This window comes from Aeromonas sp. s3 (assembly GCF_040907805.1).
GTDB lineage: Bacteria > Pseudomonadota > Gammaproteobacteria > Enterobacterales > Aeromonadaceae > Aeromonas > Aeromonas dhakensis.
Genome location: NZ_JBFOCQ010000021.1, coordinates 81,955 through 101,309 on the forward strand (window position 1 = coordinate 81,955; position 19,355 = coordinate 101,309).

General features: G+C 62.7%; 21 protein-coding genes. 15 read left to right on the top strand and 6 right to left on the bottom strand.

Annotated features, from left to right (window positions below; all coding sequences use genetic code 11):
* Positions 1-56 precede the first annotated feature (56 nt).
* Genes AB5Y98_RS11050 through AB5Y98_RS11070 form a run of 5 tightly spaced genes read left to right on the top strand, consistent with a single transcriptional unit; the run spans position 57 to position 4,469 of the window.
* A complete protein-coding gene (locus AB5Y98_RS11050; protein ID WP_368231905.1) occupies positions 57-1,739 on the top strand; it encodes an HAD-IIIC family phosphatase in 1,683 nt (560 codons plus the stop codon).
* Positions 1,732-1,956 (top strand): acyl carrier protein, encoded by a 225-nt coding sequence (locus AB5Y98_RS11055; protein ID WP_017781268.1) that lies wholly within the window; start codon positions 1,732-1,734, stop codon positions 1,954-1,956. Before AB5Y98_RS11050 ends, AB5Y98_RS11055 begins: the two co-directional genes overlap by 8 nt.
* Positions 1,953-2,717, top strand: a complete 765-nt coding sequence (locus AB5Y98_RS11060; protein WP_368231906.1) for an AAC(3) family N-acetyltransferase — start codon at positions 1,953-1,955, stop codon at positions 2,715-2,717. Before AB5Y98_RS11055 ends, AB5Y98_RS11060 begins: the two co-directional genes overlap by 4 nt.
* Positions 2,707-3,111, top strand: coding sequence for a VOC family protein (locus AB5Y98_RS11065; RefSeq protein WP_368231907.1), 405 nt, complete (start codon positions 2,707-2,709; stop codon positions 3,109-3,111). The genes AB5Y98_RS11060 and AB5Y98_RS11065 overlap by 11 nt, the downstream gene beginning before the upstream one ends.
* Positions 3,108-4,469, top strand: a complete 1,362-nt coding sequence (locus AB5Y98_RS11070; RefSeq protein ID WP_368231908.1) for a DUF4910 domain-containing protein — start codon at positions 3,108-3,110, stop codon at positions 4,467-4,469. The genes AB5Y98_RS11065 and AB5Y98_RS11070 overlap by 4 nt, the downstream gene beginning before the upstream one ends.
* Here the strand turns inward: AB5Y98_RS11070 and AB5Y98_RS11075 are convergent.
* The 6 genes from AB5Y98_RS11075 to pseF are packed head-to-tail and all read right to left on the bottom strand — an operon-like array spanning position 4,451 to position 9,736.
* Positions 4,451-5,197 carry a crotonobetainyl-CoA--carnitine CoA-transferase gene (locus AB5Y98_RS11075; RefSeq protein WP_017779498.1) on the bottom strand — a complete coding sequence of 249 codons (747 nt, stop codon included), beginning with the start codon at positions 5,195-5,197 and terminating at the stop codon, positions 4,451-4,453. The genes AB5Y98_RS11070 and AB5Y98_RS11075 overlap by 19 nt on opposite strands.
* Complete coding sequence (locus tag AB5Y98_RS11080; RefSeq protein ID WP_010635733.1) at positions 5,197-5,457, bottom strand: hypothetical protein; 261 nt, start codon at positions 5,455-5,457, stop codon at positions 5,197-5,199. Before AB5Y98_RS11080 ends, AB5Y98_RS11075 begins: the two co-directional genes overlap by 1 nt.
* Positions 5,454-6,749: a motility associated factor glycosyltransferase family protein gene (locus tag AB5Y98_RS11085; RefSeq protein ID WP_010635734.1), complete on the bottom strand. Its 1,296-nt coding sequence runs from the start codon at positions 6,747-6,749 to the stop codon at positions 5,454-5,456. Before AB5Y98_RS11085 ends, AB5Y98_RS11080 begins: the two co-directional genes overlap by 4 nt.
* Positions 6,742-7,788: a pseudaminic acid synthase gene (pseI, locus tag AB5Y98_RS11090; protein ID WP_213344184.1), complete on the bottom strand. Its 1,047-nt coding sequence runs from the start codon at positions 7,786-7,788 to the stop codon at positions 6,742-6,744. The genes AB5Y98_RS11085 and pseI overlap by 8 nt, the downstream gene beginning before the upstream one ends.
* 6 nt (positions 7,789-7,794) lie before the next feature.
* Positions 7,795-9,051: a UDP-2,4-diacetamido-2,4,6-trideoxy-beta-L-altropyranose hydrolase gene (gene pseG, locus AB5Y98_RS11095; protein WP_368231909.1), complete on the bottom strand. Its 1,257-nt coding sequence runs from the start codon at positions 9,049-9,051 to the stop codon at positions 7,795-7,797.
* Positions 9,041-9,736 carry a pseudaminic acid cytidylyltransferase gene (gene pseF / locus AB5Y98_RS11100; RefSeq protein WP_139431099.1) on the bottom strand — a complete coding sequence of 232 codons (696 nt, stop codon included), beginning with the start codon at positions 9,734-9,736 and terminating at the stop codon, positions 9,041-9,043. The genes pseG and pseF overlap by 11 nt, the downstream gene beginning before the upstream one ends.
* A 164-nt stretch (positions 9,737-9,900) precedes the next feature.
* Between pseF and AB5Y98_RS11105 the strand changes: the two genes are divergently transcribed.
* The 10 genes from AB5Y98_RS11105 to AB5Y98_RS11150 all read left to right on the top strand — a co-directional run bounded on the left by AB5Y98_RS11105 (position 9,901) and on the right by AB5Y98_RS11150 (position 19,316).
* A complete protein-coding gene (locus AB5Y98_RS11105; RefSeq protein ID WP_081588899.1) occupies positions 9,901-10,437 on the top strand; it encodes a GNAT family N-acetyltransferase in 537 nt (178 codons plus the stop codon).
* Positions 10,434-10,667: an acyl carrier protein gene (locus AB5Y98_RS11110; RefSeq protein ID WP_017779504.1), complete on the top strand. Its 234-nt coding sequence runs from the start codon at positions 10,434-10,436 to the stop codon at positions 10,665-10,667. The genes AB5Y98_RS11105 and AB5Y98_RS11110 overlap by 4 nt, the downstream gene beginning before the upstream one ends.
* The gene (locus AB5Y98_RS11115) at positions 10,667-11,416 is read left to right on the top strand and encodes an SDR family NAD(P)-dependent oxidoreductase (protein ID WP_135318745.1); all 750 of its coding nucleotides are present in this window, start codon (positions 10,667-10,669) and stop codon (positions 11,414-11,416) included. Before AB5Y98_RS11110 ends, AB5Y98_RS11115 begins: the two co-directional genes overlap by 1 nt.
* The gene (locus AB5Y98_RS11120; protein ID WP_368231910.1) at positions 11,416-12,786 is read left to right on the top strand and encodes an AMP-binding protein; all 1,371 of its coding nucleotides are present in this window, start codon (positions 11,416-11,418) and stop codon (positions 12,784-12,786) included. Before AB5Y98_RS11115 ends, AB5Y98_RS11120 begins: the two co-directional genes overlap by 1 nt.
* On the top strand, positions 12,786-13,844 hold the full coding sequence (locus AB5Y98_RS11125; protein ID WP_368231911.1) for an acyl-protein synthetase: 1,059 nt from the start codon (positions 12,786-12,788) through the stop codon (positions 13,842-13,844). Before AB5Y98_RS11120 ends, AB5Y98_RS11125 begins: the two co-directional genes overlap by 1 nt.
* Positions 13,841-15,028 carry an acyl-CoA reductase gene (locus AB5Y98_RS11130; protein ID WP_368231952.1) on the top strand — a complete coding sequence of 396 codons (1,188 nt, stop codon included), beginning with the start codon at positions 13,841-13,843 and terminating at the stop codon, positions 15,026-15,028. Before AB5Y98_RS11125 ends, AB5Y98_RS11130 begins: the two co-directional genes overlap by 4 nt.
* Positions 15,029-15,186: 158 nt before the next feature.
* On the top strand, positions 15,187-16,170 hold the full coding sequence (locus AB5Y98_RS11135) for a glycosyltransferase family 2 protein (RefSeq protein ID WP_368231912.1): 984 nt from the start codon (positions 15,187-15,189) through the stop codon (positions 16,168-16,170).
* Entirely contained in the window at positions 16,167-17,327 is a 1,161-nt protein-coding gene (gene glf / locus AB5Y98_RS11140; protein ID WP_368231913.1) for a UDP-galactopyranose mutase, read from the top strand. The genes AB5Y98_RS11135 and glf overlap by 4 nt, the downstream gene beginning before the upstream one ends.
* A gap of 18 nt (positions 17,328-17,345) precedes the next feature.
* Complete coding sequence (locus tag AB5Y98_RS11145) at positions 17,346-18,314, top strand: glycosyltransferase family 2 protein (RefSeq protein WP_368231914.1); 969 nt, start codon at positions 17,346-17,348, stop codon at positions 18,312-18,314.
* A gap of 9 nt (positions 18,315-18,323) precedes the next feature.
* Positions 18,324-19,316, top strand: a complete 993-nt coding sequence (locus AB5Y98_RS11150; protein ID WP_368231915.1) for a class I SAM-dependent methyltransferase — start codon at positions 18,324-18,326, stop codon at positions 19,314-19,316.
* Positions 19,317-19,355: the final 39 nt, after the last annotated feature.

The window sequence follows — 19,355 nt, forward strand, 5'->3', positions numbered from 1 at the left end:
ACGATCATCCCATTTGTCGGTTGCCGGGATGGTCCCGGTAGTGCAGGGGGAAGGTCATGACCATGCTTCATCTCAGTGGCAGTTCGTTCTTGATGCCGGGCAACCTCGCCTGGCGCCCCCTGGCTGAATATGGCGAAGTGCAGGTGGCCCCCCATGGCCAGTGGTTGCAGACCCTGATGAATCAGGGCGCCGATGCCGCGGCCGGGACCCACATCATCATCTGGCTGTGGGAAGATCTGGTGCCCGCCCGGACCCTGCAGGAGTGGGGCCGTCTGGCGCAGGACGAGCAGCAGCTGGCGGTCGCCGCCTTTGTCGACGCGCTCTGTCAGCCTCTGTTGCAGCATCTGCAGCGCCGCCCGCAGGATCATCTGCTGGTGGGGGCCTGCAGCCATGCTCCGCTCTGTGTCTATGGCCCGGCCCCTGCCGTGCTCGCCGTGCTGGCCAGTGCGTTCGAACAGCAGATGGCCCGCCTGCGCCTGCAGCAACCCGGCCTAGACGACCTGCACCTGCCGCACTGGCTGCAACAGCATGGCCGCCAGCACTGCTTCGATCGGCGCAACCTCTATCTGATGTCCTGCCCCTTCTCCATGGCCGGTCTGGCCAGCCTGGCGCAGTGGATTCTCCCCTTGCTGCAGCGGTTGCAGCAACCCGCCCACAAGGTGCTGGTGCTCGACTGCGACAATACCCTGTGGGGCGGCGTGGTCGGTGAAGACGGTGTCGGCGGCGTCCTGCTGGGGCAGGACGGGATGGGCCGGCTCTACCAGGCCTTCCAGCAGGCAGCCAGCCACTGGCACGGGCAGGGTATAGTGCTGGCGCTCTGCTCCAAGAATCTGGCGGACGATGTGTGGCGGCTGTTTGACGAGCATCCGGGCATGGTGCTGACACGGGCGCAGATCGCCGCCGCCGAAATCGGCTGGGAGCCCAAATCCCAGGGGCTGCGGCGGCTGGCCGCCCGCCTCAATGTCGGGCTGGACAGCCTGGTCTTCTGGGATGATAGCGAGCTGGAGCGGGCCGAGGTGCAGGCCAACTGCCCCGAGGTGATGGTGGTTACCCCGCCGGCTGACCTCTGGAGCTGGCCGGATGCCCTGCTGACGCTGCCGGCCCTGTGCAGTCGCCACCAGAGCCGGGATGACGGCCTGCGGCAGCACTCCTATCAGGCCCAGGCCGAGGCCGAGGCGGTGCGCCGGCAACTGGGCGACGAGCACGCCTTCCTGCGGCAATTGGCGCTGCAGGCCGACTGGCAGATGCTCTCCCCGGGCAACCAGTTGCGAGCCGAACAGCTCAGCCAGAAGACCAATCAGTTCAACCTCTCCGGCCGCCGCTATCAGGCGGCGGAGCTGGCCCGGCTGGCCGCCGAGGGGGGCGAGGTCTGGCTGGCCAGTCTGCGAGACAGATTTGCCGATCACGGCATGACGGCGCTGCTGGTGGTGCGCCCGCTCGATGAGGGTAGGGCGCTGCTGGATACCCTGGCCATCAGCTGCCGGGTGCTGGGGCGCGGTTTCGAATACTGGCTGCTGGCGCAACTGGCAAACCATCTGCGGGCGCAAGGCGTGACCGAGCTGGTCATCAGCCTGGTTGCCACCACCCGCAACCAGCCGGCGCGGGATTTTCTGGCGAGCCTGCCAACCCGGCCGATAACCACTCCAGCGGGCTTGCTGCCGCTGGCGGATGAGCTGTTCCTCACGCTTGATCTCTGCTCTCTTTCTCTCCCGTTTTTGGAGTTCTATGCCAATGAATGACCTTATCGCGCTGGCACACCAGCAGTTCCCCCAGGCCAGCATCAACGCACAATCTGCCCTCGGCAGCTTTCCCGAGTGGGACTCTCTGGGTCACTTCAACCTGCTGTTGTTGGTCGAGCAGCACTATGCCGTGCGGTTCGAGCCGCAGGAGCTGGCCGAGTTGAAGAGCCTGGCCGACATCCAGCAAGCCCTGCTGCGCAAAGGGGTTGCCGTGTGAAACAGGCGCTCGAGCAGGCGCTGACCGAGCTGGGGATCCCCAGAGGCGGCGCCCTGATGGTGCACTCGGATGCCATGGTGGTGGCCCAGTTTGCCGGCATGGGCAACGCCGCGGGCATTGCGGCTTTCTGGACATGCCTCGAGCAGTGGCTGGGCGGGCACCTGCTGGTGCCGACCTTCAGTTACAGCCCGATGGCGGACGAATGCTTCGACCCTGCGCAGACCCCGAGCAAGGTGGGCTTGATGACGGAGCTGTTCCGCCAGCGCGAAGGGGTGGTGCGCACGCGGGATCCCGTCTTCAGCATGGCGATCAGCGGCCCGCAGGGACCTGCGCTGGTGGCCCGGGAGTGCCACGACTGTTTCGGTCAGGAGAGCCCGTTCGGCTGGCTGGCGGAGCAGGACGGCTGGCTGCTGGGACTGGGTTGCCACCCCGACCGCATCACCTTCACCCACTACGTGGAGCAGCGGCTGGCCGTCCCCTACCGCTATCACAAGATGTTTGCGGGCCGGGTGCTCGTCGACGGCCAGGTGCGGGAGTGGCAGGCGGATTACTATGTGCGCGACCTGTCGCTGGCCAGCGAAATCGACCTCTCCCGGCTGGTGGCCCTGCTGCAGGAGCGGGGTGCCTGGCGCCAGACGCTGTGCCAGCGGGTGCCGGTCTGGGCGGTATCGTGCCGCGACTTCATCCTGGCCGCCAGCGAGTTGCTGGCGGCAGCCCCATACGCCCTGATCCGGGCGGGAGGAGAGTCCCATGCAGTTTGATCACATCGGACTGGTGGTACCGGACCTGGCGAGCGGTGTGGCCTATTGCCGCGACGTGCTGGGGCTGAGCCGCTTCTCGGCGGCGGTGGAAGATCCGCTGCAACGGGTCTGGGTGCAGTTCGTGCACGACGACCATGGTATCTGCTATGAGCTGGTCGCTCCGGCCGGCGAGGAGAGCCCGGTCGCCCAGGTACTCAAGACCCGGCGCAACGTCATCAACCACCTTGCCTATCGGGTGAGCCACCTGCAGGAGAGCGCCGAACGGCTGCGCGCGCAGCGCCACCTGCCCCTCGGGCCCAGCCAGCCGGCCATCGCGTTTGGCGGCGTCCACGTCCAGTTTTTCCTGAGCCCCCTTGGCCACATTGTCGAATTGATCGAGGCACCCACCCCATGAGTTTTTCACCCAAGAGCGGCTATCTGCCCACCGACTGGGACGACCAGGCACAAGTCGGTGAACAGCTGCATCGGCTGCTCACCCTGCTGTTTCCGCTCAACCGCAGCCTGACCGGGGACGGGGTTCGGCAGTCGCTGGCCCTGTGGCGCGAGCACTGCCTGCCCGAGCTGCAGATCCATGAAGTAGCCAGCGGCACCGAGTGCTTCGATTGGACCGTGCCTGACGAGTGGAACGTGCGGGAGGCCTACATTATGGGGCCGGATGGACGCAGAGTGGTGGACTTCCAGGATCACAACCTGCATCTGGTCGGTTACTCGGAGCCGGTACGCTGCACCCTCTCGCTGGCCGAGCTGCAGCCCCATCTTCACTCTCTGCCCGAGCAGCCGGACGCCATTCCCTATGTGACCTCCTACTACAAGCGCCGTTGGGGCTTCTGTCTGCCCCATCGGCTGCGAGAGGCGCTGCCGGAGGGAGAATATCAGGTGGTGATCGATGCCACCCTGGCCCCGGGCTCGCTCACCTATGGTGACTGGGTGCTGCCGGGAGAAAGCGAGCAGGAGATCCTGCTGTCGAGCTACACCTGCCACCCCTCCATGGCCAACAACGAGCTCTCCGGCCCCTGTGTCGGTGTATTCCTGATGGCCTGGCTTGCGTCACTGCCCACACGTCGCTACAGCTATCGGCTGATGCTGGTGCCTGAAACCCTGGGGGCCATCGTCTATCTCTCCCGCCACCTGGATCAGCTCAAGCAGCGTACCCTGGCCGGCTTCAACCTGACCTGTCTTGGCGATGACCGCGGCTACTCCTTCCTGCCTTCCCGCCAGGGCAACACGCTGGCGGACCGCATCGGTCGCCATGTGCTCGGCCATCTGGCGCCGGGCTACAAGGCGTACAGCTTCCTGGAGCGGGGTTCCAACGAGCGGCAGCTGTGCGCGCCCGGCATCGATCTGCCGGTCACCTCGGTGATGCGCAGCCGATACGGCTGTTATGCCGAGTACCACACCTCGCTCGATGACCTCTCGCTGGTGACGCCGGCCGGTCTGGCCGGCGGCTTCCTGGCGCTGCGCCGGGCCATCGAGTGTCTGGAGCGGGACGAGCGCTGCGAGGTCACAGTGCTGGGCGAGCCCCAGCTCGGCAAGCGGGGGCTCTACCCGGATTTGTCGACCCGCTATTCGGGCTGGCAGGTGCGGGAGATGATGAATCTGCTGGCCTACAGTGACGGCAAGCTGACCCTGTTCGAGATTGCCGAGACCATAGGAGCGCCATTCTGGCGGGTGGAGCCGCTGGCGCGGATGCTGCTGGAGGCTGGGCTGCTGCGTCGCCTCAGCCCGCAACCGGACTACTCGATCACCAGATAGGCCGGGCCCGGGTTGTGCGGGGTGCGGCGAATGGCGTAGCGATCCAGCCCCAGCACCTCCTTGAGGGCCAGGGTCTCCCCCGGGAAGGCGGGCCAGTTGAGCTCATCGAATGCCAGCACTGATCCCTTGGTCAGGTGCGGCTTGATGAGCTCGAGGCAGCGGCGGGTCGGCTCGTAGAGATCAAAGTCAAAATAGGCCAGCGCGACCATGGTCTCCGGCTGACGAGCCAGATAGGCCGGCAGCGTCTCGGTCACATCCCCCTTCACCAGCTCATGCTTGACGATATGGTCCAGGGGACTTTCCGCCTCATGGGCGGCGAGCAGTTGGGCTAGATGCTGTTCATAGCCTGGCGTCACCCCGTAGGCGCCGGGCTGGATGGCGGCGTCGCTGCCATCTTGCGGGGCGTGGGAAGGGAAGCCGCTGAAGGTATCGAACCCCACCAGTTTGCGGTTGTAGTTGTAGGGTTCATACATGCCGCGAAACGAGGAGAAGAGCGCCAGGTTCTGACCCCAGCGGGTGCCGAAATCCATGATGACGCCGTGGACCGGCACGATCTTCTGATACAGCTCGTGCATGAACAGGATGCGGGAGAGCGACTGGCGCTTGAGGTAGAGACCCAGGTTGTTCTGCAGCTCTGCCGCGGGCAGCGGGCTGGCGTGCAGCAACTCGCTGAAGGTCTGACGGCGTGACAGCTCCTGCTCGGAGGCGTTGGACATGGCCTTGATCATCAATGGTCTCCTGTGGTGGTGTCGCCGGCCGGGGTCGACAGGCAGTGCACCACTTCATATTCGAGGTAGTCGGCCAGTCCCAGCCAGTCCTGGCGTTCCTGGCACTGCAGCAGGGCGGCTACCAGTCCGGGCGGCAGGTTGCCCTGCTCGGTGAGCACCTCTTGCAGCAGTTCCGGCAGTGCCTGACTCGCGGCGACCGACTGCCCCAGCCGAAACTGGTGCGCCAGGGCGGTGAGGCGGGTGATCTGGCCGTTTTTCATTGCACGTACTCCGGGTGATAGTGGCAGCCGGCGATCTCCGCCCCCTCCCTGCTGCAGTTCCAGAATTGCACCTCGGGGTGGCGCGCTATGTAGCGCTCGAGCTCGGTGCGGTAGGCGGAAAAGTTCGGATTGGTCTTGACCCGCCGGCCATGGCCGTCGAGGGTCCAGCTGAGCGCCAGCGCGGCGCTGGGGCCGAGCGCACCGTCGGCCCAGCCAGAGTGGGTGAGCTCGCCGGGAAAGGCGAAGTCGGTGCCCAGCAGGATGACCTGGCGGCAACCCATCTGCACGGCGAGATCCACGGCGGGATGAATGACGCTGCCGCCCGAGTGCAGCACGCCCTTGGGGAGCGTCTGTCGCAGTTGTTGATACATGGGGCTGCGAGAGTAGGCGGTCTTGCGCGGCCCCTGCCAGGCCAGCAGGGCTGCCGTGGGAACCGTGGGGTAATAGACCAGGGTGGTCTGGGCCGACTGGGCGGCGGGTAGCCGGTTGCCGTGGATGGCGTCATCTATGGTGACGACGATGTCGGGCCGGATGCCGTGGTCAAGCAAGAAGGCCAGCGCGGTATCGACGCTGATCAGCAGGTAGTCCTGCCGACGACTCTGCAGCTGGGCCTGCAGGGTGGCCAGGTTGTGTTGCAGAGTCGGGCCGCTCGCCACGATCAGGGCCTGCTTGCCCTGGGCCAGACCGAACAGGGAGGCCACGTCGCCGTCGCCGGCCACCAGTTCACGGTTTTCGGCCAGCCGCCGGGTGACGTCGGGGTGTTCGGCGTCGAACCTGGCCCGGGCGAACGGCAAGTCGATTTCACTCACCAGCCGGTCGCGGATGCGGGCGGCGGCATCTTCCACCAGCAGCAGCTCGGGCGGTAGGGCGAAGAAGGGCAGCCGCACCTCGCCTTCGTCACCGGCCATCATCAGCTCTACCCTGGGGTCCGTCAGCCAGTCCTGCTGATCCAGCAGCCGCAGCACCAGGGCAAACAGGGCGCCATTCATGATCTTCACTTCCAGCCGCTTGAGGCTGCTGCGCCCCAGCAGGGCGCGCGGCAGATCGCCAAGCCCGGTGCCGTAGAGGTGCAGCACCGGCTGCTCGGGCAGGCTGGCGGCCTGCAGTTCGGCTTCTTTCACCCGGTCGTGCCGGCTGGTGAGCTGGATGCCGTGGAGGCTGAGGGTAGAGCCGAGCCCTTCGGTCAACTCGGCCGGCAGGCTTTCCACGTCCTGTGCCAGCAGGCGGGGCCAGAGGGCGGGCCAGCGCTGGCTGATGAGTCTGCCGTGCTGGTTGAACAGATCATCACTCATCCTTGTCTATCCACTCCCAGCTCAGCGGTTGATTGGCACTCAGGCTGCGGTTGACTCGCTTGCCGATGATCCGATCGTAATCGGCGGGAGGCAGGCCGAGGGCGGGGCGCACCGACTTGATATGTTCTGCGGTGAGCACCTCGCCGGCTGCCATCTCCTTGACCAGATAGAGGGAGCGGCGAAACGCGCGGTTGCCCTGTTCACTGGCGGTGAGCTGGTAATCGGCCACCCCGAGGGCGGCATGGGCGGTATTGACCGAGGCCACCAGCTCGGTGAGTTCGGCCGGTTCCATGGAGAAGGCGCAATCCGGCCCGCCGTCGGCGCGGGCCAGGGTGAAGTGTTTCTCGATGAGGGTCGCCCCGAGCGCGGTGGCGGCGATGGCCGTGGCCGACCCCAGGGTGTGATCGGAGAGCCCCACCTCGACCCCGAAGCGCTGGCGCAACATAGGGATAGTGCGCAGGTTGTATTCGGCGGCCGGCGCCGGATAACCGCTGACGCAGTGCAGCAGGGCCAGCTGGCCGTTGCCGTGCTTGAGCGCCATCTCGACCGCGGCGGCGATCTCGGCCTCGTTCGCCATGCCGGTGGACATGATGAGCGGCTTGCCGGTCTGGGCGGCGTAGCGGATGAGGGGCAAGTCCACCAGCTCGAAGGAGGCGATCTTGTAGGCCGGGCAGTCGAGGGATTCCAGCAGATCCACCGCGCTGAAGTCGAACGGACTGCTGAAGACCGTCAGTCCCAGCTCGCGCCCCTTGGCAAACAGGGCCTGATGCCACTCCCAGGGGGTGTGCGCCCACTCATAGAGGTCGTACAGGTTGTGACCATCCCAGAGACCGCCGTGGATCTGGAACTCTGGCCTGTCACTGTTGAGGGTGATGGTGTCGGGCCTATAGGTCTGCAGCTTGACCGCACTGGCCCCGGCCTCCCTGGCGGCGGTCATGATGGCCAGTGCGCGATCCAGGTTGCCGTTGTGGTTGGCCGACAGCTCGGCGATCACGTAGGGAGCCTGCGCCGGGCCGATGGATTGATGGGCGATCTGCATCTGTGTTCAGACTCCTGTGCCAAGTTGCCAGCCTTGCGGCGCCGGCTGCCAGGGGGCAGGGGGCGCTATCTGCGGTGGCTCGGCAAGATAGAGGGGAAATTGGGAGAAAATTGTTTGCAAGCGATGTGCCAGCTCTTGCCACTCCGCTGGTTGCAGTGGTCGGGCGGCCTGCCATGTCAGCCGCTGGTCGTTCAGGGTCAGGGTGAGCAGCAGTTTGCCATCATGGCGTAGTTGCCAATGTTGGCCATCTGGTAACAGCTGATAATCCAATTGTTGCAGCAATCGGGCGGTGAGCCGATCCAGCCCCAGCCCGTCCACCTGCTGCTGGCCGCGGCGGCGGTAGTCGTCTGATTGTTGTTCAAGCCGTTGCAGGGCCTGCAGCAGCCGCTCAGGCTCGGCCAGCTCGCTCAGGGTCAGCCGCTCGGCCAGCTGGAAGCGGGCGATCACCTGGTCGTTGAACTGCTGGTTGTCGACGATGGGCAGCGCCAGGGTCGGCAGACCGAGACAGGCCCGCTCCCAGGTCATGCCGCCGGCGGCGCCGATGGCGAAGTCGTGCCGGCTCATCAGGTCGGCCATCTGGTCGCTCTGGCGCAGCAGCACCAGGTTGAGGTCGGCCAGCTCGGCCACTCTCTGCTCCAGCTCGGGCCAGAAGGGATTGGCCCCGCCCGCCACCAGGGTCCACTGGATGGTGCGGGCCCAGGGCAGCCGGGCCAGGCTGTTGAGGGTGACGAGGCAGGCGCCGGCCGGGTCGGCGCCGCCAAAGCAGACAAGGCCTCGTCGCCACTGACTGGCATGTTGCCGCGCCAGCTGGCGATAGGCGGGGCGCAGCAGGGCATAGTCGGTGCCGAGCAGCAGCCGGCAGCCGGCGGGGGTGAGCGGCTGGTAATCGGCGGCGCGGCGCAAGGGCCCCTGATCCAGCAGCAGCTGGCAGTGGTGCGGCCGATCGGCCAGATCATCGATCACCAGCACGCGGCCGCAGTGGACCGCCAGTTTGTGTTCGATTGTGTGGTCAATCTGGTAGTGATCGAACACCAGCCAATCGGGCTGCAAGCCGGGCAGCGGGCCGGCGTCATCGAGCGCGCTCAGAGGATGGTGGTGATGGGGTCGCAGCAGCGGCAGCAGGTGTATCGGCAGATCGTGGCAGAGGAAGTGGCACTCGGCCCCGGCGGCGTGCAGCCGATCGGCGATGGCCAGGCAGCGCATCAGGTGGCCCAAGCCGATCTCGGCGCCGGCATCGAGCCGGAAGGCAACCTTAAACGTCATCTTGGGCCAGCACTTGATAGAGCAGTTCGGCCAGGTGCCAATCTTCCGGCGTGTCGATGTCGACCACCCTGTGCCTTGGCAGTATGTGGCCGATCCCTTCTCCCCCCACCGGGCTGATCCCCCCCAGCCAGGCCGCGCGGCTGCCCCAGTAGAACTGGCCGGCATCCTGATAGGCGGGCTCCAGATCCTGGGAGCGTTTCGCCATCTGCTCCGGCCAGAACGGCGTGACTCTGCCTTGCGCGTCCATGCGTACCGCCCGCTGGATCGGGAAACCGAATTCGGCCACCGTGTAGACGAAGGGGGCCTTGCTGGCGAGCAGGCGGTGGTGGGCGGCGCGCATGTCGGCGGCCTGGATCAGTGGCACTGTGGCATAGATGCAGCAGTAGTGCTCTGCCTGGATGCCAAGCTGGTCGAGCCGCTGGATGGTGTCGATCACCACAGGGGTGGTGCCGGTATGGTCATCGGCCAGCGCCGCGCCGCGCAGGAAAGGCACCTCGGCCCCGAGGCGACGGGCCACCTCGGCGATCTCCGGGTCATCGGTGGAGACCACCACCCGACTGAAACAGCCCGAGTCTCTGGCTGCCCCGATGGCGTAGGCAATCATGGGCAGGCCGCAGAAGGGGCGGATGTTCTTGCGGGGAATGCGCTTGCTGCCGCCCCGTGCCGGGATGATGGCGATGGCCATGATGCTCTCTCCCTGAGGAGCCCGACGTGGTCGCCGAGCCGGATAATTGATGACAACTCGTTGATTATTTTTGAGATTATACCGAGTTTTCATCTTATATTATTGAGCTTTGCTACGGAATTGCCCGGTGATGGTCGATAACATGGGCAAGTGATGGGACGTCGTTGGTATTGAACATGAGTTATGGTGTCGAATTGCGCCCGCTCCAGCCCTGGGATCTGCCCACCCTGCGACGCTGGCGCAACCTGGACGAGGTGCGGTTGCAGATGGTGGAGCAGGCGCTCATCTCCCCCCGCCAGCAACGGCAGTGGTTCGTCAGCACCCTGGAACGGGCTGACCAGCAGCACTGGGTGCTCTGGTGCCGTGGCCTGCGGGCCGGCTACGTCAACCTGAAAGGGGAGATGAGGCAATCGCTGCAGGGGCAGCAAGTGGCCGATGCCGGCCTCTATCTGGGCCGCTCCAGCGTACGCCACCCCATGCTGGCTGTCGCCGCCGCCCTGTCACAGCTCGATCAGGGCTTCGATACCTTCGGGCTCGGCTGCATCCGCACTCTGGTGCGCACCGGCAACGACGCCGCTTTGCGCCTCAATGCACAGCTCGGCTATCGCCAACAGGGGCAACAGGGCGACTTCATCGCCCTCGAACTGCAGCCCGCCGACTATTATGCCGCCCGAGAACGGCTACGGAGATTTTTCAGATGACTACAGCGTTGGAACAGGTTTTTGCCGATGCCCTCGGCATCGACGTCGGCACTGTCAGCGACCAGCTGGCCTACAACAGCATTCCCCAGTGGGACTCCGTCGCCCACATGGGCCTGATTGCCCAGCTGGAGGACTGCTACGGCGTGCTGCTCGATACCGATGACATCATCGACATGAGCTCGGTCGCCAAGGCGCGGGAGATCCTCGCCAAATACGGGGTCGCCCTCTGATGCAGGGGCTGCTGCAAGGCAAGCGGGTGTTGATCACCGGCGCCGGGCGCGGCATCGGGCTCGCCATTGCCCGGTTGTTTGCCGCGCAGGGGGCCGAGCTGTGGCTGGCGGGGCGCGATGAGGCGGCCATGAGCCGGCTGGCAGATGAGCTCGGCGCCGAGTTCGGCGTGCCTTGTCACTCGCTTTGTGTCGACGTGGCGCAGCCGCAAGCAGTCAAGCAGGCCTTTCAGCAGCTGTTTGTCCAGACCAGAACGCTGGACGTGTTGGTCAACAATGCCGGCATGCTGGAAGAGGGGCTGCTCGGCATGGTCAATCAGGCTCAGCTGGAGCAGACCTTCAGCCACAACACCTTCAGCGTGGTCTATTGCAGCCAGTATGCCGCCCGCCTGATGCAGCGCAGCGGTGGCGGCAGCATCATCAATCTGGCCTCCCTGATGGGGCGGGTGGGTGCTGCCGGCCTTTGCAGCTATGCTGGCAGCAAGGCGGCGGTGATCGGCATCACCCAGTCGCTGGCCAAGGAGCTGGCCGCCAACCGGATCAGGGTCAATGCCATCGCCCCCGGTTTCATCGACACCGAGATGGCCCACGCCATCCCGGACGACAAGTTTGCCGAGCGACTCGCCAGTATCGCCATGGGGCGCATCGGCACCCCGGACGAAGTGGCCAAGGTCGCGCTGTTCCTCGCTTCCGACCTGGCAAGCTATGTGACCGGTCAGGTCATCGGTGTGGATGGAGGCATGACGGTCTGATGGATCACGCGCACGCACTGCTCGCCCACCTGCGGGAAGACAACCCGTCACCGGCCTGGCGCGACCCGCAAGAGGGCTGGCTCTCCTACGGCGAGCTGGCACTGCGGGTGGCGCGGCTGGCGGCCAGCTATCCGGACGAGCGCAGCCTGATCTATCTGCCCTTTTTCACCCGCACCGTCCACCTGCTGCACTATCTGGCTGCGCTCAAGCTGGGGCATGTCGTGATGCTGGCAGACCCGGCCCTCCCAGCGAGCCAGCACGATGCCAGCTGCCGGCAGTTTGGCGTGAGCTGGCGGGTCAATGATGTCGGCCAGCTGGAGCGGCTCGCCGCGGCGACGCCCGCCCTGCACCCGGCGCTGGCGGTAATGCTACCAACCTCGGGTAGCACCGGCAGCGCCAAGTGGGTGCGGTTGTCGGGGCGCAATCTGGCGGCCAACGCCGCCTCCATCGCCGATTATCTGGCGCTGACCGCGGCCGAGCGGGCCATCACCAGCCTGCCGCTGTACTACTCCTACGGCTTGTCGGTGCTCAACAGCCATCTGCTGGTGGGCGCCTCCCTGGTGCAGCACGAGGGGAGCGTGCTGGAGCGCGACTTCTGGCAGCAAGTCGATCTGCACTGCGTGAGCAGCTTTGCCGGGGTGCCCTTTACCTATCAGATGCTGGCCAGACTGCGCTTTGACTGGGCCCGTTACCCCTCGTTGCAGACCCTGACCCAGGCGGGCGGGCGTTTAGAGCCCGCGTTGGCGCAGCAGTTTGCCGAGCAGGCCCTGCGGCTGGAGCGGCGCTTCTTTGTCATGTACGGCCAGACCGAGGCCACCGCCCGCATGGCCTGGCTGGCGGCGCCCGAGGTGGCCGCTCATCCCGATGCCATCGGTCGCGCCATTCCCGGCGGCCAGTTCGCCTTGCGCGCGCTGGAGGGGGGCAAGCCCGGGGAGGGGGAGCTGGTCTATCGCGGCGACAACGTCATGCTGGGTTACGCCGGTGCGGCCGAGGATCTGGCGCTGGGCGCCCAGCTGCAGGAGCTGGCTACCGGCGATCTGGCCCGCTGTGACGAGACGGGCCGCTACTACATCTGCGGCCGGCTCAGCCGTTTTCTCAAGCTGTTCGGCAAGCGGGTCAGCCTGGCGGAGGTCGAGAGCCAGCTCCATCGCTGGGGCTGGGCGGGGGCCTGCGGCGGGCGTGACGACTGCCTGCTGGTGGCCGTCGAACCCCGTAGTGACCAGACGACCGACGGCTTGCAGCGCGAGCTGGCGCAGTGGCTGCAGGCCCCGCCGCGGGCGGTGCAGGTGGTGCAGGTGACACAACTGCCGCGCACCGCCAATCACAAGATTGACTATGCCGCCCTGGCCAGACTGGCGGGGGAGGCGTGATGGAGCAGTTGCTGAGCACGCCGGTCTTCGCGCTGCCCCAGGCCGCCAAACAGGCGCTGCTGCTGGCGCGGCTCAACGCGCTGACTGCGCACCATCGGGCGCACTGCACGGCCTATGACAATGTGCTGCAAGCCTTCGGCTGGACGGCCGCGGCGACCGACTACGCTGCGCTGCCCTACCTGGCAGCCCGGCTGTTCAAACTGGCCCAATGGCAGAGCGTGCCGCAGAGCGAGGTGTTCAAGGTGCTCACCTCGTCGGGCACCACGGGTTCACCATCACGGATCGTGCTGGACCGGGAGACCGCCGCCCTGCAGAGCAAGGTGCTGGTGAAGATCCTGCAGGAGTTTGTCGGCAAGCAGCGCCTGCCCATGCTGCTGGTGGAGCAACCCGCCCTCATCCAGAACCGCAGCGGCTTTTCGGCGCGCGGCGCGGGTGCGCTGGGGCTCTCCTTCCTCGGCCGTGACCATACCTATGCCCTTGACGAGCAGATGCGGCCCAACTGGCCCGTCATCGAGGCCTTCTGTGACAAATATGCCGGCCAGCCGGTGCTGCTGTTCGGCTTCACCTTCATGGTCTGGCAATGCCTGCTGGAGCCGCTGCGCGAGCGCGGTCTGCAACTGCCGCTGACACAAGGCATTCTGTTTCACAGCGGCGGCTGGAAGAAGCTGCAGCACCTGGCGGTGGACAATCCCGCCTTCAAGGCCCGCTGCCGTGACCAGCTGGGGCTGGGTCGGGTACACAACTTCTACGGCATGGTGGAGCAGGTGGGCTCCATCTTCGTCGAGTGCGAGCAGGGACACCTGCATGCTCCCGTGTTTGCCGATGTACAGGTGCGCGATCCGCTCACCCATCAGCCACTCGGGATTGGCAGCCCAGGCCTGCTGCAGGTGCTCTCCGCCATCCCCGGCAGTTATCCCGGCCACAGCCTGCTGAGCGAGGATCTCGGTGTGCTGCTGGGAGAGGATGACTGCCCTTGTGGCCGCCATGGCCGTTATTTTCACGTAGCGGGACGCCAGCACGGCGCCGAGGTGAGGGGATGCAGCGACACCTTCCAATGACCCTGTCCGGGGCGACCACAGTGCTCTGGCAGGAGGGGCCGGCGGTCGGCTTCGTGGCCCCGACGGCGGGCTGGCAAACTTTCTGCCCGCAGCCGCTGCCCTGCTTTGCCCCCGTCATCTGCGACTTCGTGGCGGCGCTGTCGGCCCGCCTGCAACAAGAGGGTCGTCGTCACCCTGATCTGGTCGCGTTCGGTTTCTGGCTGCGGCCCCGCCAGCTGGCCAGAGAACAACAGCGCTTGCAGGGACGGGGGCCGCTTGGGGTCACCTTTCACCTGGTGCCCTCCAACGTGCCGACGGTGGCTTTCTACTCCTGGTTGATGGCTCTGTTGATGGGCAACCCCTGCGTGGTGCGGCTGTCGTCACGCCGCGATCCGCAGCAGGAGGCCATGCTGGCGATCCTCAGCGAACTGTTCAGCTTCGGTGAATGGCAAGAGATCGCCGCCCGTACCCGCTTCATTCGCTATGACCACGACGAGGGAATCACCGCCTGGCTGTCGGCGCGCTGCCGGCTGCGCATCATCTGGGGCGGCGACGAGACCATTCGCCAGGTGCGGGCCATTCCCCTGGCACCAACGGCGCAGGAGGTGGTGTTTCCGGATCGCCGCTCGATGGCGGTGCTCGACAGCCGCTGGCTGGCCGGGCTGGATCCGCAAGAGTGGCAACGGACGCTGGATGCCTTGCAGCAGGACTGCACCCGTTTCAACCAGCAGGCCTGCGCCTCGCCAACCACCCTCTGCTGGCTGGGTGAGCCCGACGAGGGGCTGCGCCGCCGCCTGCTGGAAGCCCTGTTTGCCCCCTTTGCCACCGATCCCGCCCTGGCGATGGAACGACTCATCCACAGTCAACAAAATGCCGCCGAGCTGGGGGGAATGAAGGTGACCAGCTTGCCCGGCGTCACCTTATTGACTCCGACCAGCACGCTGCGGCTCGCACACGTCGGAGGAGGTACAGTTGCCGAATTTGTGGCCGATACCCTGAATGAGCTGCTGGCGCAGCCCTGGGACATGCAGACCTGCGTCTGGGTCGGCTGTGACAGGGCCGGGGTCGAGGCAGCGCTGCCGACAGCCTCCACCTGCCGGATTGACCGGGTGGTGGCGCCGGGACAGGCGCTCGCATTCGAATGGCACTGGGATGGCATCGACATGCTGCAACTGTGCAGCCGTGGTCTCAGTCGACGTGAATAATCGGGTGTGGCTCACATAAATCCAGCAGCTTCAATGGATTAGCTTGGTCAGGCATACCTCTTGCAGTAAAACCTGACAGAGAGGGAGAAGGGTTGACAGGGACCGTGCGGTAGCCTTGCCCATTTTCTCCCATCCGCTTCTTTTCTATTCATTTTCCCTTGGATTTCCCTATGAAAGTCAGCGTATTGGTGCCCGTCTACAATCTGGCGCGCTTCATCGAACCCTGCCTGCTCAGCCTGCTCGAGCAGCAGACGGATTTCGAGTTCGAGGTGATCGCCATCGATGACGGCTCGAGTGATGACTCCTGGTCCATCATGCAGCGGCTGGCAGGGCAGTGGCCGGCCCTGCGGGCCCTGCAAAACGAACAGAACATGGGGTTGGCCAGAACCCAGAAGCGGCTGCTTGGCGAAGCAAAAGGGGCCTACCTTGCCTATGTGGATGGCGACGACCTGGCCTTGCCGGGCAAGCTGCAGCGTCAGGCCGACTATCTGGACGCGCACCCCGGCTGCACGCTTTGCTATCACGAGGCGGAGATGTTTGACGATGAGACTGATGCGCGCATCAAGCTCTTCACTCACGATTACTACAATGCCCGTTACCTCGAACCCGTGATGACGCGGGAGGCGCTGATCCGCTTCGGGGTCTTCGTCAATGCCAGCTCCATCATGTTCCGCCGCTATGACGGCATGGCCGATGCCATCGATGAAGGGTGCAAGATCATTCTCGATTATCCCTGGCACATCCTGAATCTCTCCCTCAATCCGGGCTCCCTGGATTTCATCCCCGAGCTGCTGGGGCGTTATCGCTTCCATACCCAGAGCTTCGGTGGGCAGACCCGCAAATCCGCGGAGCGGCGTGAGCAGTCGCTGCGCGACCTGCTGCGCGCCTGTGACAATGCGGCTGCATTCGGTGCAGACCCGGTGGTCATTGCCCAGGGGCGTGCCCATCACTACTACTCTGCCGCGCTCTACTTTTTGCGGCAGGATGACGTCGTCCGTTTCACGCAGCTCATCGAGCTGTCGGCGGCAGAGGTTGCGGGGCTGGCGCCTGGCTGGTTCTTCGACGAGCGCCATCAACTGGCGTGGGCGCAGCGGGCCCATCCCGCCCGGGTAGTGCAACAACTGTTTGGAGAAGCGGCGTGAGTTATCAGGCAATCGTCATTGGTGCCGGGCTGTCTGGTGCCGTCATGGCTGAACGCATGGCCAGCCAGCTTGGCTGGAAGGTGCTGGTGCTGGAACAGCGCGACCACATAGGGGGCAACTGCTTCGACGAGTATGACAAGCATGGCGTGCTGATCCATCGCTATGGGCCGCACCTCTTCCATACCGACAGCAAGGAGGTGTGGGATTACCTGTCGCAGTTTACCGAGTGGTTGCCTTACGAGCATCGCGTGCTGTCACGTATCGACGGGCAGTTGGTGCCTATCCCGTTCAACCTGACCAGCATCGAGCGCTGTTTCCCCGCCGACAAGGCCGGCGCCATGATTGAGGCCCTGCGAACCCGGTTTGGTGATGGTGCCAGAGTGCCTATTCTGGAACTGCGTAAAGAGGCGCATCCCCTGCTGGGTGAATTGGCAGATTTCATCTATCAGAAAGCTTTCGTCAACTACACCAGCAAACAGTGGGGGGTACCGCCCGAGCAGATCTCCCCCGAGGTGACGGCGCGGGTTCCCGTGGTGGTCAGTCGGGATGATCGCTATTTCACCGACCCCTGGCAGGCGGTGCCGGCCGCAGGCTATACCGCCATGTTTGAGCGCATGCTCGCGCACCCGCTGATTGAAGTGAGGCTGTCGACCCCAATGGCAGAGCATGTCAGGTTGGACTGGCAACATAAGTGGGTGCTGCTGGATGGAGCGCCGTTTGACGGCCCCTTGATCTATACCGGGATGCTGGATCATCTGCTGCCGGCAGAGGGGAATTACCTGCCATACCGCTCACTGCGTTTTGAGCATCGCCATCTGGCGCAGGAACAATTCCAACCGGTTACCACCGTCAATTATCCGAATGAAGAAGCCTTCACGCGGATCACCGAGTTCAAGCACTTCAGCGGGCAGGTACATCCCGGTACCAGCATCGTTTACGAATATCCCTGTGACTATCAGCCGGAACGGGGGCTCGAACCTTATTACCCGCTATTTACCGATACAGCCAAACAGCATTATCAAGCGTGCCGTGGTGAGTTGACCAATTTCCCACAACTGATCGCCTTGGGGCGCCTTGCCGAGTATCGCTATTTTGATATGGATGATGCGGTGAATAATGCGTTGAATCACTTTGCCAAGCACACGACAACTCTTTGAACCTTGGATACACATGCCGTGACCAAACCACTGTTATCTGTATTAATGCCTGTCTATAACTGTGCAGAATATATCGAAGAAGCACTTGCTAGTATCCAGGCTCAAACTTTCACAGACTTTGAAGTGCTGGTGATCGATGACGGTTGCAGTGATGAGACACCTGCAATTGTTCGGCGGATAGCTTGTCATGATAAACGGATAAAGATCATTTCCCGGGAAAATAGCGGAATTGTAGATTCTCTTAACGAAGGGGTGGCATTAGCCCAGGGCAGATGGTTGGCCCGCATGGATGGCGATGATATTTGTGAGCCTCATCGTTTCTCTTGTCAGTTGACTTTTCTCAACGCTCACCCAGAAATAGATATTGTTGGAAGCTGGGTGCAGCTTTTCGGGGCTCGCAGCGAGATTTGGCATCACCGCCGGGAAGATACATTTATTAAATTCATGCTGTTGTTTCGTTCATCAGGGTTCAGCCATAGCTCAATCATGGGCAAAATCGAGTTGTTTCAGAAATTTTCATATGACAAACATTATGAAGATGTTGAGGATACTGAGCTCTGGTCCAGAATGGCGCTTTGTCGTGGAATTAAATTTGCCAACATCCCGGAAGTATTGGTCCATTACAGAGTTCATGATGCCCAAGTCTCAAAAATAAAACGTGTTCGTCAAATGACCTTGTATCGGCAGATAATGATCAAATACATGCAAACTCTCGGCGTCGTGGACATAGATATTGAGGCACATGAATGGTGCTGTGACCTACGAAGTGATTTAAGTGATGCAGAGTTAGAACGCATTTATTTATGGCTAGAAAAACTCAGCAGCAGTATCAGGGCTGACTGGACGGATGATTTTGGTGTGATATCTGAACGTTGGGCCAGGCTTTGTGCGTTGAATGGGCATGTGAATAAGAAAAATGGTCTGTTTGGGTTTCGCCCCGTGACCTGGCTGTACAATACACCATCCGTATTGAACTACAATAAATAGGGTTGACTCATGAATCTCATACTGTTTCCCTTCGATCGCGTCATAAAGGGAGCAAACATTGCTATCTATGGTGCTGGAGAAATTGGTGAATATTTCCTTCGCCAGTTGGCTGCAGTTCCTTTTTGTCATGTATCTTGGCTGGTCGATAGAAAATTTAAGTCCTTGGAAAAACAGCAACAACTCATTTTTCTACCACCGGATTTGATGAATTGGCAACAACCTGAGCAAATTATTATTGCGTCTCAATTATTTGAAGAAGAGATAACAGAGTATCTTGTTAGTGAGGGCGTTGATCCTACGAGAATTGTAGGTATCGGAGCTGAGCAGAAAATTGATGTGCTAGACCTGATTCAAACCAGACTGAGTGCTACCCCGGCAGATGATGAATGGGATGCCTACTATAAATTGGCAGAGAATTCAGCCCAAGCCCAATATAATAGATTCATTCAACCTGTATTGAGCCGGCTGGAAGGTGTGTTGGATTATAGCAATGTCCTTGATTTTGCCTGTGGTAAGGGACGTATTGCAGAGATAGTGCATACACGTTGTCAGTATCTGCAATTGGTTGATGCCAGCTTTGACGCAATAGAGTTCTGCCGCCAGCGCTTTGCTAAATATTCAAATGTCAGTATGCAATGTAATGGTACAGATCAGTTACCTCAGCAAACCAGCTCTCTAAGTCTGATATATTCTTGGGATGCGATGGTTCATTTTTCCTATAAAAGCTTGGATTTCTATCTCGGCGAGTTCAATCGTGTACTGAAAGATCATGGGTATGTTGTAATGCATCACTCTAATCTTGGTGCATTGGTGGATAATATGAGAGTATTCGACCAATGGAATCTGAATCCGGCCGGACGTAGCAGGATCTCAAAAGATGATGTTGCTTTCATTGCCCAGCACCATGATTTCGAGGTGGTGGAGCAAACACTCATCGATTGGGAGTGCAAGGATATGGATTGTATCAGTGTATTGAGAAAAACGGCAGGTGTTCATGGCTGACCTCTGGTTTTAGAATGCACTTTATACTGGTCTAATGGA